The organism is Vibrio tapetis subsp. tapetis (genome assembly GCF_900233005.1).
Taxonomy (GTDB): Bacteria; Pseudomonadota; Gammaproteobacteria; order Enterobacterales; family Vibrionaceae; genus Vibrio; species Vibrio tapetis.
The window spans coordinates 729,598-742,583 of sequence record NZ_LT960611.1; the positions used below are offsets into that span (position 1 = coordinate 729,598).

Genomic DNA, 12,986 nt, shown 5'->3' on the forward strand with positions numbered 1-12,986 from the left:
CCTTTGTATGCCTGCTTTATTTGATACACATCTCATTTACTCGCTGATAACATTGGTTGCATAAGCACTACGCCTACAAAAAGAGAGCGGTCGTAAATTTAGCGATCACCCAAAATGAGATCTGCCTTTCAATTGGCGCAACATGGGGACATGGACTCTCATTAATGAGCCCACCGTTCATTCCAACAGCTCAAAAAAAACGGCGCTTCAAATTAATTGAAAGCGCCATTTTGGACGTGTTATTTAAACTCGCATTTACGTCTTGGGATGAATTTTAAACAAAATCGCAAACATCACAGGAACGACAATCAACGTCAATACGGTCGCAAAACCAAGCCCGGCCATGATGGTTACCGCCATAGAGCCAAAGAAGGCATCAAACACAAGTGGGATCATGCCCAATATGGTTGTCAACGCTGCCAAACTCACCGGGCGTACACGGCTAATGGCACTATCTACAATCGCTAAATACGGATCTTTACCTGATTCTAGTTCGATGTTGATTTGATCGAGTAGAACAATACCGTTTTTCAAAATCATGCCACTTAAGCTCAGTAACCCTAAGAAAGCGGTAAAACTGAACGGCATGCCACCAGCTAATAGGCCGATAGAAACACCAATAATCGATAGCGGAACCGTAAACCAAATCACCAATGGTTTCTTGAACGAGTTGAACAAGAAAATCGTAATGATAAACATCAGTAAGTAACCCATTGGCAATGAGCTAAACAATGAATCTTGTGCGTCTTTAGATGACTCGTATTCCCCCCCCCAACTGATGCTATAACCTTCCGGTAGTGGCAACGCTTCAATGCTTGGCTGTACTCGGCTAAACAAACTTGCTGCTGTGTCTTGGCTGAGCACGTCATGATCGGCCAATACGGTTAGGGTGCGCTTTCTGTCTCTTCGTTGAATCAACGGCTCTGACCACGCCAATTCAACCCCGTCAATCACTTGTTCGACCGGCACATAACCTTGTTGAGTTGGGCTCCAGATTTTTACGTTCTGCAATGATTCAAAGTCGACACGTTCTTCTTCTGGCAAACGGCTCATGATCGGCAAACGGTGAGTCCCGTCCCTTAACAACCCAATTACGCTACCACCAAACGCATTTTGCAGAGTGTTGGAAAGATCCGCTTTGGAGATACCTAAACGCCTAGCTTTCGATTCATTGAAGATTGGCACTAGCTCTTTTGTGCGTTCACGCCAATTGTGCCTTACGTTTCTTGCTCCATCGTCAAGCAATAGAATGTCTTCAACTTGTACCGCTATATCACGCAATATTTGAGGATCTGGACCCGTGATTCTGGCTTCAATTTTGGATGCTGGTGACGGCCCGAACTCCATCAATTTAAACTGGAACGTCGGTTTGCTAAATCGGTCACTTAACGTATCGTTTAACTGATTCAACAAAACAAACATGTTTTCACGATCGGTCGAGCGAACTTGAAGCTGCGTATAGGCTTCGTAACTTTTCTCTGGCTGGTAGGTAAGCGCAAAACGCTGCAAACCTTGACCCGTTGACGTTGTTACAAACTCAACATGCTCTTGTTCTCGGATGAATTTTTCAACACTCTGCGCTTGTTTTTGCGTTTGGCGTATGTCGCTACCTTCTGGCATCCACATATCAACGTAGAACATTGGTGTATTTGATGGTGGGAAAAACTGTTGTTTTACCATACCAAAAGCCATCACCGCACCGGCGAGCAAAACGACCATACTCACAACGGTTACCCAGCGAAAGCGCAATGCTTGTTTTAACAAGCCGCCAAATATCGTGAATAGTGCGCCTTTATAGGGATCGGCTTGTTCTTCACCCTCGGCACTTGGTTGCTCTTTAAGTAATAGCCCGGCTAAAAATGGAGTAATGGTGAGTGCTGTGATCCAACTTAAAAACAATGAGAAGCACAATACCCAGAACAAGGAGCCCATGAACTCACCGGTAGCATCTTGCGACAATCCAATCGGTGCGAACGCGGTAATGGCAATAATCGTCGCGCCTAACAACGGCCATTGCGTTTGTTTTACGATGTCTGTTGCGGCTTGAACTTTCGTTCGCCCTTTCTTTAGGCCAACCAGTATGCCTTCCACAACCACAATTGCATTATCCACCAGCATACCAAGCGCAATGATCAGAGCGCCTAACGAGATCCGGTGAAGTTCAATTTCATTGAGTTGCATTAATATGAAGGTACCCAGTACGGTCAGTAACAAGACGGAACCGATGATCAAGCCACTTCGAAGACCCATAGCAAACAGTAATACGATGATCACTATCGCAACCGCTTGACCTAGGCTTACCACAAAGTCTTGTACCGAGTTATCGACTTCTTGTGCCTGGTTGTAGAAATGGTCAATGTTTACACCAGCGGGTTTAATATTCTCTAAGCTCGCCAGCTTCGTATCGACTGCTTTGCCAACTTCGACAACGTTCACGCCCGCACCAAAAGAAATGGCAAGGTTAATAGCCGGTTTGCCGTTGTAGGTAATGATATTCGTTGGTTTTTCTTGCACACCGCGTGAAAGGTTCGCCACATCTTTTAATCGAATTAGGTTACCTGTGTCTCGACCATGAATGATCGAATTCTCTAATTCTTCAACACTCGACAAACTTCCGCTTGGCCTGATGGTTAAGCTTTCACCGTTGAGCATGACTTCGCCGGAGGCAACCACGCTGTTTTGTTGGTTAAGTAACCCAACAATGTTATTAATATCAAGGTTAAGCGCACTCATTCGATCCAGTGATATTTCTACGAACAGCATCTCTTGCTGATCACCAGAAATAGCTACTTTGCCCACACCATCGACCAATTCAATTTCACGAGATAAGTAATCGGCGTAACGCTTTAGTTCGACATAATCGTAACCATCACCAGTTAACATCAGCATAACGCCGTATACATCGCCGAAATCGTCAATGATTTGAAGTGAATTCACTTCCTGAGGCAATGAAGGTCGAAGATCATTGATCTTACGGCGCATTTCATCCCATATTTGCGGGAGTTCATCTGGGCCATAATCCATTTCCATGCTAACCATGATCTGCGACATACCCGCAGATGACGTAGAGGTTATTTGCTTAATGTAAGGGAGCTTCCGAATTTCCTTTTCTAATGGATAAGTGAGTTCCTCTTCGACTTCCGTTGATGTTGCGCCAGGGTAAGTCGATATGATCATCGCATCTTTAATGGTAAATGCAGGGTCTTCTAAACGCCCGAGGTCGTTAAAAGCACTCACACCGCCTATCGCGAGGATAACGATAAATAGCCAACTAATGACCTTGTTTTTCATTGAGTATTGCGCAATGTTCATTAGTGGTTACCTTCTGCTTTCACGACTGATTGCCCTTCGCGTAATTTTCTTAAACTCGAACTGACAAGCACATCACCCTGAGCCGATCCGTTGGCAATGATTGCCCCTTCACTGTTAATGAACTCAACCTTCACTTCTTTTCTATGCACTTCACCTTCTGACCATTTCCACACATAAAACTGGCCGTTTTCATCGCCGGCTTGGAGGACAGGCATTGGCACTTGATAACCCGTTTGAGTCCTAAGGCCTGCTGCAAGTAAATCAACTTCAACGTTAACACTGGTTCCAGGTAAAATAGCCGGCGTTACTTGTGGCATTCTCAACCACATTTCATAAGTTTGTGATTGTGGTGACGGCTCGCTAGTATGCTCTAAATAGGTAAGCGTGTAGGTTTCACTTAAGCCTGAAAACGATGCCATCGGCTTATAATTGCTTTGGTTTCGATCCGGATTAAGCATGGCGAGAACCGTATCTGATAACTGAATTTGAACGTAAACTTGATCATTCTGATACATGCTTACAACCGTTTCACCTGGGTTGACGCTCTCAAACTGTTCTTTATCCAACGCCGATATAACGCCATCGAATGGCGCCGTTAAAACACTGTATTTCATTTTTTGTTGTTCAGCCTGAAAGTTCGCTTGCGCCAGCCTCATATTGGCGGTCAATTCATCCAACTCGGCATCCGAGACCATTTGACGAACAAACATTTCTTCACCACGGCTCAGTTGTTTTTTAGCAAGCGCAAATTGAGCTTTTGCATCGGACAATTTCTGGCGTAGTTTCTTGTCGTCGAGTTTCGCCAGTACATCGCCTCTTTTAACTTGTTGTCCTTCTATGACTAAACGAGAGACCAATTCACCTTCAATTCGAAAAGACAGAGGTGTACGCTCTGCCGGCATCACCTGCCCCTTGAAGCTACGATGCTGAGTTTCAATGGGTGCACTGACCGTCACTGTCGATACTGAAAGTGGCATTGCGCTCTGTTTCACGTCTTCTGTGGTACACCCTTGAGTTAACAATAGCGCCGACAGGCTAGCTGCTAGTAATCCATACTTCATTAGATGCCGCCTTCTTTTTGCCATGCTTTCACTATTTGTCCTTCAATCAGTTTTTCGACGCCAGCAACGACGATCAAATCGCCTTTTTCTAAGCCACCGACCACTGCGTTGTTGTTATCAAATTGCACAGAGATGCGATTAACTTGCTGGCTCTCTGGATTAAATCGCCACAGTTCACCTTCTGTGTTGACCTTAGATAACCAAGCCGCGTTTGGTAGCGCAAAAGCATCGTGGCGAATGGCAGATTGAATATGAACTTGACCAGACATACCCGTTAATAAATTCATTGCTTTTGGTCTTTGAATGGTTACCGATGCTTCGTAACTATTGGTATCTAAATCAGGCTGAGTGGATATTTGTTTGAAGCTCGCTTCGATACGCTGTTGTGAATGATTGTCCATGGTGATCCACATTCGCTTTTGTTTTAGCGCGCTAATACCAACACTTTTTACATAAGAAACAGGAAGCGTGAAAGCGACATCCATTTGGTCAATGTTAATGAGATTGATCACTGGCTGTTTTGCTCCAACCAATTGAAACTGCTTTGCGAACGTATAAGAAACCATGCCATCAAAAGGAGCTACTAGCGCTGTATGCGCCAAATCGGTTTTGGCTTGCTCTAAGCTCGCGAACGTCGCCTTAAAGCGAGTTTCATTTTGGTCGTAGTTATCGGCACTAATTAACTTTTTATCAAATAACTGCTTGGCTCTTTGGTATTGAGTTATGGCCAAATCAAATTGAGCCTGCTTGGCGTCTACCGCTAATTGGTAATCGGTTGGATCAAGCTGAGCAATTAGCTGACCTTTCACTACCTGTTCACCCATTCGAACGGTCGCAGACTCAATCACCCCACCAACCTGAAAAGACAACTGGGCACGATCGGTTGCATCTACCTTCGCCAAGAAACTGTCGACTGTTTGCTGCCCTAATTGAGGAACAGTAACTAACTTTACGGGCGTAATGACTGGATCGATTATTTCAGAATTGGCGTTGTTACAGCCACTTAACGAAATACTCAATGCAGCAATTGCAGCGACCGTCGTCAGTTTAGTTAAGTGATATTTGGACGTTATCATCGTTTTCTCCATCACGATTTATATACTACACACATGTGCAGTATATTCACAATTAGACAGAGATCAATTGTTATTTTCCACGCGTGCAATATAATTAAATGACTAACTGAGCCAAATCTGGTAAAAATGTCCCCGAGCAATATAAGAAGAGTTAGCATGGTTGAACGTAAACAAGGTCGCCGTAGCGCCCAACAAGCAGAAGAAACCAAACAACATATCCTTTTGTTCGCAACCCAAATGTTTTGCGAGCAAGGTTACGAGCGGGTTTCCTTACGTAGTATTAGTGAAAAGGCCGGCGTGTCTCATAGCTTGATCCGCCATCATTTCGGCAGTAAAGAAAAAATTTGGCACGCGATCAGTGATGGCTTGCATGACTACATGCAAAGATACATCGCGCATATACTCGAGAAGTTACCACCCGATACTCAAGCAAATGTGAAACTGTACACGCTTGTTTCACGTTTATTGGCATTTATGCTGACTTACCCTCAACCAATTCAGCTAATCGCTGACGCGGTTAGGCAAGAAGACGCGTTATTTGATTATTTTATTGATAACGTTGGTGAGCTTGAGTCGCAAGTATTCGCTATTGCTGAGGAATACAACACTTTGTTTCCTGAGACCCCAGTAAACGTAGCCGAGCTAAAATGGCAGATGATCATGGTCGCGCATAGTGCAGCGAGCTTAACGCCCTTTATGCGTCAAACGTGGGTAGATGAGTCACTCAACGACGTGGAATGTTTGGCTCGTCAGTGGCAAATGTTTGAAAGACATGTTGCGTCTGTTCTCCATATTGAGCAAGAGAACCGATTAACAACCGTCACTGTCGATGACTTGGTATACGATGTGCCGTGCTTTACACAAGAGCAAGGTGGCGATTGCGCATTTGAACAGCAACTCAATCAACTAAATCGAGTTTTTGGCTGTATGCATGGCGCGGACGCAGAAACACAATAGTGGCGTTATCAAATAGCGGCACTACCAGCCGAAGATGAACCACCTGTCGATACGATAGGTGGTTTCTATATTCTAAATTACGCTCCAATTAAAAGTTCGGCATCTCCGCAAGTTCTGACACCTCTAACGTACCGCCAATGCCTAAGAACGGGCACTTTTTCGCGATCTTCAGTGCATTTTCTATCGATTCTGACTCTATGATGGTATAGCCGGACATAGACGTCGCACTACCAATATTACTATTTCCGCCGGGTTCTATCGTATGTGAGTTTTTTATCGGATTAGCCGGGCTAACTAATCCATCACCAATAGAGGCCATCCATTGCTTGTAAGCGGCCATATGGATTTTCCCTTCTTCAGGTGTTGCTGGTGGATTGCCACCAAAGTATACAATCAGATACTGTGCCATTGAATTATCCTGTTGGGCTTGCTATCAATTCGATCTTTCTTAAGCGTAGCAACGTATTAAATTAATGCTTAAAGCAAATCAAAAACCCTCACTTACCGTCTAAATCAACGTATGTCAGCGGTTGTTAATTGTAATTATTGGCATTGTGTGTTCAATTAACAACAATTTAACAGCGTCAGCTCAAAGGAAATCCAGTGAAACTCACCAATACTTACCTAACACTCGGTGAACATTTTTATCAAGAAATCGAGCCTACGCCGGTTACTTCCCCTGATCTGTTTTTGTGGAATGAAGCGTTAGCATCCGAATTGTCTGTTTCAGAACAGATAAAAAACCGTGCCAGCCATTACTTTTCTGGAAATGAGCGATTGGAAGGAAGTCAGCCGATAGCGCAAGCCTACGCTGGTCACCAATTTGGTAGCTATAACCCACAATTGGGAGATGGCCGTGCTCATTTACTTGGTGATACCAAGAACCTCTCGGGAAAAATTCAAGAAATACAGCTAAAAGGTTCAGGACCAACTCGATATTCACGGAGAGGCGATGGACGATGTGCACTTGGACCCGCTGTTCGTGAGTTTATAATGAGCCAAGCTATGCATTCCCTCGGTGTTCCAACAACCAAAGCGCTTGCCGTTGTCACAACAGGTGAGAAGGTATGGAGGCAATCATCTGAGAACGGCGCCGTGGTCACACGGGTTGCATCTAGCCACTTACGCGTAGGAACTTTTCAGTACATCGCCGCACTGGATGATAAACACAAGCTTGAACAACTACTCGAATTTGCGATTGAGAGGCACTACCCACAGCTCAGCCAACACGAACAAAAGGCGCTGGCGTTTTTAGACTGCGTGATCAAAGCCCAAATCAAAACCGTTGTAGAGTGGATGCGTGTCGGCTTTATTCATGGCGTGATGAATACTGACAATACGACTATTTCAGGCGAAACCATCGACTACGGTCCCTGTGCGATGATGGGAAAATATCACCCATTAACGGTGTTTAGCTCCATAGACAGAGACGGACGGTACAGCTTTGGCAATCAGCCTTGGATCATGCAATGGAACATGGCTCGCTTAGCAGAGAGCCTAATTACTCTTGTCGATGATGATGCAGATAAAGCCGTATCAATGCTGGAACCCTATATCAATGGTTTTGCCGAGCAACTTAAAGTCGCTTACTACCAAATGATGTATGACAAGCTCGGCTTAATTGCTCAACCAAAACGTGAATTTGTCGATAAACTCTTAACCAGGATGCAAGAACTAGAGCTAGATTATACTCAGACGTTTGCCGAGTTAACGCAAAGTTTGGCTCCAGTACCAATGGAAGCGCTTAACACTGAGAACATCAAAGCCTTAGGTGACGTATATGACGAATGGCTATCGCTCGTAACCACGCAACCCCAAGCTGACACCAGAGAAATCATGCGAAAATCTAACCCTCTGGTCATTCCAAGGAATCATCATATAGAATCTGTAATTAGTCAGTGTGAGTTGACTGGTAAACCCGAATCTGCGATCGCCATATTGAAGGTGTTGACGTCACCCTACCACGAGAATTCTGAGACCAAACACTATCAAGACGCCGGGGATGATAACGATAAATATTACCAAACATTTTGTGGTACATAATCTCGTAGAACACTAGGTTTTCTTTCTAATACCCTTGAATTTATTATGATTTAAACAATACTAAAAGTACGACACACAGATAAGGATCATCATGAAAGGAATTATATTCACTGAGTTCCTCGAACTGGTTGAGGCTCAATTTGGCCTAGAGACTCTAGACACCGTACTTACGCTTGCTGAAGATGAAGGTATTTATACATCCGTAGGAAGTTATGACCACAAAAACCTAGTGAAACTCATTGTCCAACTGAGTAAACAAACCGATATTCCGCCAGAAGATCTACAGCAAGTTTTTGGTCAATCCGTATTCAAAAACTTGCTTGCAAGCTTGCCAGCCGATGTTAGCCTCATCCAAAGTGCAAATACCTTTCAATTTATTCGCCACGTTGAAGAATACATTCACGTTGAAGTTAAAAAGCTCTACCCTGAAGCGAAACCGCCAAGTTTTGTTTTTATCAACGAATCCGACACTACAATGACAGTCGATTATCACAGTGCTCGTTGTATGTCTCACGTATGTTTAGGTTTGATACATGGCTGTGCCGAACATTTTAACGAAGAACTGGATGTTACCTCAGAACCGCAAAATGAAAGTGGCAGTTGCGTCCGCTTTCATTTGGCGATGAAGAAGTAGACTATGGACTCTCCGCTTGATCGCAAACTCAAACGAGAAATTGCAGCCAGAAAACAAGCTGAACATCTACTCGAAGCAAAGAGCCTTGAGCTATTTTCAACGAACCAACAGCTTCAGGATGCGCTCAGAGCGCTCGAGAAGTCCTCAGATAACAACTTAAAGAAGCTAGATTTTCAAAGTAAAATCGATGCCATTTTGATAGATTTTGGTCGAACCTTTTTAGTGAAGGATCTCGACGAAGTGGTGCTTGCGAATTTCACACAGAGGTTATGTGACAATTCGGTCGTTGAATCAAGCAGACTCACTCTCAATAAGGGCTGCAATTTGCAATTGATCCTCTATTGTTTTGGTAATTTCAACATTGATTTTGTAGAATGCAACGAGCTTTGCTGGCACGAAAACCTACTGCATATCCCATTGAAATTAAACAATAATTTAATTGGCACTTTATCGGTTAGAGTTCGAGATTACGATGGCTTTGAAGACACAATTCAAAACTCAATGACATTAGTTGCCGAATTACTTCTTAATGCGGTTAGCCATCAAATCGCGATACTCAAAAATATACAATCAAGGAAACGAGCTGAAGCGTCTGAACGATCAACTCGAGACTTTCTTGCCATGATCAATCATGAACTAAGAACCCCCCTTAACGGTTTATTAGGGAGCGCCGAATTACTGCATGATGCTCAGCTTAACGAGCCTCAACAAGATCTGGTTAAGAACATTGAGCAATCTGGAGAGTTCTTAAGAACGATCATTAATGACCTACTTGATTTTAGTAAAATCAACGCCGGTATGTTTGAACTGATCCCCCGCATATTTTCATCATCAGAGCTCCACGACACGTTGAACAGTATCTTTTCTACTAAAGCTCAAGAGAAATCAATCGCGTTTTCGATTACCGCCACCAACGCGATCCCAGAATATTTTCACGCTGACTTAGAGCGAATTACGCAGGTCTTAGTCAATGTGATTGGAAATTCAATTAAATTTACCGAATCAGGCTCCGTTATCGTTGAAGCCAACTGGAATGAGCCGAACCTATTTCTCACCGTTAAAGATACCGGTATTGGTATTTCAGAAAAGGCGCAGAACAACCTCTTCCAACCATTTATACAAGCAGATCTTAGCAGCAAGCGGCAATTTGAAGGCACAGGTCTTGGCCTCGCCATTTGTGGGCAATTAGTGGCCTTGATGAACGGAACGATCAAACTAAGCAGTACTTTAGGCGTAGGTTCTACCGTTGAAATTACACTGCCGTTGACTATCGCAGAGAAACCGCCGGTCATTACCAACGAAGTCGATCCATCGTTGCGTAATTCGACAGTAACTTCTCTCTCGATTCTGGTCGTTGAAGACATAAGAATGAACCAAATAGTCATTGAGCAAATGATGTCTAAATTTAATATCAAGCCAGATCTTGCCAATAATGGCTTGGAGGCGATCGAAGCGGCTTGTGGCAAAGACTATGATCTCATCTTCATGGATTATCGAATGCCCGTGATGGATGGACTGGAAGCGACAAGAAGACTACGACAATCCGGGTTTACCGCTCCTATCATAGCCCTTACAGCAGGGACAACCTCCAGTGAGAGAGAGTTGTGCATGAATTCCGGTATGAACGATATTTTGACCAAACCTTACCGTGGTGTTCAATTAATTGAAATGATTCAAAAGTGGAGTAAATAGAAATAGCCACTTGAGCCTGTAACCCCCCCTACTCTTTAACGCGAATTAACGGCCAAAACATTTGCTCAAACTGTTTGGCTTCTAAAGGCGCAGAAAGCAATTCTCCTTGGCCAATTCGACAACCCTTCTCCTGTAAGAATTGGGCTTGAGCTTCTTTTTCAATGCCCTCAGCCACCACAGCCAAATTGAGATCCCGAGCCATCGAAATTATCGTCGAACATAAGGCGCGATCATTACTGTCAGTCTCAATATCTGCCACAAAGCTTCGGTCAATTTTCACCCCATCGACCTGAAATTTGCGTAAATAGCCTAGTGACGAATAACCCGTACCAAAATCATCTAGCCAAACCTGGATTCCTAAATCTCGCAATGATATTAGTGTATGCAAAGATTCGTCCTCATTTTGCATGAGTAGGCTCTCGGTCACTTCTGCATGGATACGATGAGGCCGGATATTCTTCATCTGCATTTGATTACGAAAAACATCAACAATTTGTTGCCTGTACAATTGCTTAGCGGACAGATTGACCGAAATATAGAAAGAACTGTTGAGCTTACTTTCCCAAGCCACCAATTGAGCACAAACCTGTTCTGTAACCCATTCACCAATTGGCACGATCAATCCCGTGGCTTCAGCGATCGGAATGAACTCATCGGAACTTAATATCCCTTTGTTCGGCATATTCCAACGAACAAGTGCTTCTGCACCCAATAACTCACGAGTACCAATATCAAAAAACGGCTGATACCAAACTTCAAACTGAGTCATATCTAACATCGCAACTCGTAGTTTTCGTTCAATCCAGGCCTTATGTCGCACTTGCTTACGCATCTCATCGGTAAAGTGGCTATACGTACTTTTTCCTAGCGCTTTAGCCTGATACATTGCGATATCAGCATGTTTAATCAACTCTTCGGCGTCTATTCCGTCATTGGGATAGGTGGCAATACCAATGCTTCCACTGATCACGACTGGCTCCTTTTTTACCCCAACAGAAATTGGCGAGCAAAGGGAGGCTAGTAATGAATTTGAAAACTCAAATAACAGCTGTATGTCTCCTGAGTAAGGCAAACAAAGTAAAAATTCATCACCGCCGATACGAGAAACAATACCATCGAAGATAAGAGGGTTAGTCAATGAGGTACGTTCGATACTGTGTTGATATGACGCAATTTGTGATTCTAGTCGGCTAGCAACCTCGCACAACAGCCGATCTCCAGCGTGATGGCCAAAGTTATCATTCACTCCCTTGAATTCATCAAGATCAATAAACAATATGGCTAATGATTGTTGTTGGGCTGCGCCTTTCTCTTCTAGCAATTCAGAAACCCGTTTAATGAAAAGCGTTCTGTTGGGTAGCTCTGTAAGGTGATCGTGGTAGGCCAAAAATTCAATCGATTCCGTTCTTTGTTTCAGGCTTTCGCTCATTTCATTGAACGTATTAGCCAACTCGCCTACTTCATCATTTCGATTAATTGTATTATCTTGCTGATAGTCACCTTGAGTGATTCGACGCGCATGTTCAACCAGTAATGTGACCGGAGAAATAATAGTACGAGTGATCAAATAAGACACCACAATGCTGATCACACAAAACACAAAGGCCAATAACGCAGAGCCTAACGTCCCCGTTTGACTCGCTTTATCGTTGATATTCTGAATAATTGAACGCGTTTGTGCGATATCGTGTTCAATACCTTCTACTGATAGCTTCAAAAACAGCCCTGCCAGTAATTCATCACCAATGTATAAAGGCCGAGCATAGCGTAATTCGTTATCCACGACTCGCTTGTACTCAATCCCCAGTTCTAACACGGCTTCTTTCACCTTTGGCATGTCAAACTCAATGCCATAACTCGCATCAATACGTTGACCGGTATGAAAAATGTTTCCTTCAGTATCAAAAACTACAATTGCCAAAACTTCGCTACTGTTCAACGCTGGTTCTAGTAACTCGTGAACGCCTTCCATATCAAACTTGTAAATTGGGTTAGTTAACGCTTCCGATAGATAATTGCCGGTATACTCCGCGCGCTGCTCTAATTGTGATAACAAACTCTGAGATACTTTAGTCGATGTTTGCTCCAACATTTGATTAGACGTAAAATGAAAGCCTAGCAATTGAATAATAGAAAACGTGATCACAGTGACGACGACCATGACAGTATTCGATATGGTAATTCTACTTTGTAATTTCATTGACTCTCATT

Annotated in this window: 9 protein-coding genes; 4 read left to right on the plus strand and 5 right to left on the minus strand. The window is 43.6% G+C overall.

Annotated elements, in window-relative coordinates:
- Positions 1-255: 255 nt before the first annotated feature.
- The 3 genes from VTAP4600_RS03370 to VTAP4600_RS03380 are packed head-to-tail and all read right to left on the minus strand — an operon-like array spanning position 256 to position 5,449.
- A complete protein-coding gene (locus tag VTAP4600_RS03370) occupies positions 256-3,312 on the minus strand; it encodes an efflux RND transporter permease subunit (protein WP_102521498.1) in 3,057 nt (1,018 codons plus the stop codon).
- Positions 3,312-4,373 (minus strand): efflux RND transporter periplasmic adaptor subunit, encoded by a 1,062-nt coding sequence (locus VTAP4600_RS03375; RefSeq protein WP_102521499.1) that lies wholly within the window; start codon positions 4,371-4,373, stop codon positions 3,312-3,314. The genes VTAP4600_RS03370 and VTAP4600_RS03375 overlap by 1 nt, the downstream gene beginning before the upstream one ends.
- Positions 4,373-5,449, minus strand: a complete 1,077-nt coding sequence (locus tag VTAP4600_RS03380) for an efflux RND transporter periplasmic adaptor subunit (protein WP_102521500.1) — start codon at positions 5,447-5,449, stop codon at positions 4,373-4,375. The genes VTAP4600_RS03375 and VTAP4600_RS03380 overlap by 1 nt, the downstream gene beginning before the upstream one ends.
- A 156-nt stretch (positions 5,450-5,605) precedes the next feature.
- Here VTAP4600_RS03380 and VTAP4600_RS03385 point away from each other — a divergent pair, with 156 nt between their 5' ends.
- A complete protein-coding gene (locus tag VTAP4600_RS03385) occupies positions 5,606-6,406 on the plus strand; it encodes a TetR/AcrR family transcriptional regulator (protein ID WP_102521501.1) in 801 nt (266 codons plus the stop codon).
- Between the two features lie 88 nt (positions 6,407-6,494).
- Here the strand turns inward: VTAP4600_RS03385 and VTAP4600_RS03390 are convergent, their stop codons facing one another.
- On the minus strand, positions 6,495-6,815 hold the full coding sequence (locus tag VTAP4600_RS03390) for a YciI family protein (protein ID WP_102521502.1): 321 nt from the start codon (positions 6,813-6,815) through the stop codon (positions 6,495-6,497).
- Positions 6,816-7,009: 194 nt separating this feature from the next.
- On the opposite strand from VTAP4600_RS03390, the gene VTAP4600_RS03395 reads away from it, so the two are divergent.
- The 3 genes from VTAP4600_RS03395 to VTAP4600_RS03405 all read left to right on the plus strand — a co-directional run bounded on the left by VTAP4600_RS03395 (position 7,010) and on the right by VTAP4600_RS03405 (position 10,775).
- Entirely contained in the window at positions 7,010-8,449 is a 1,440-nt protein-coding gene (locus tag VTAP4600_RS03395; protein ID WP_102521503.1) for a protein adenylyltransferase SelO, read from the plus strand.
- Positions 8,450-8,540: 91 nt separating this feature from the next.
- Complete coding sequence (locus tag VTAP4600_RS03400; protein WP_102521504.1) at positions 8,541-9,083, plus strand: heme NO-binding domain-containing protein; 543 nt, start codon at positions 8,541-8,543, stop codon at positions 9,081-9,083.
- 3 nt (positions 9,084-9,086) lie between these two features.
- On the plus strand, positions 9,087-10,775 hold the full coding sequence (locus VTAP4600_RS03405; RefSeq protein WP_102521505.1) for an ATP-binding protein: 1,689 nt from the start codon (positions 9,087-9,089) through the stop codon (positions 10,773-10,775).
- Between the two features lie 28 nt (positions 10,776-10,803).
- On the opposite strand, the gene VTAP4600_RS03410 is transcribed toward VTAP4600_RS03405, so the two are convergent.
- A complete protein-coding gene (locus VTAP4600_RS03410) occupies positions 10,804-12,975 on the minus strand; it encodes an EAL domain-containing protein (protein ID WP_102521506.1) in 2,172 nt (723 codons plus the stop codon).
- Between the last annotated feature and the right edge of the window lie 11 nt (positions 12,976-12,986).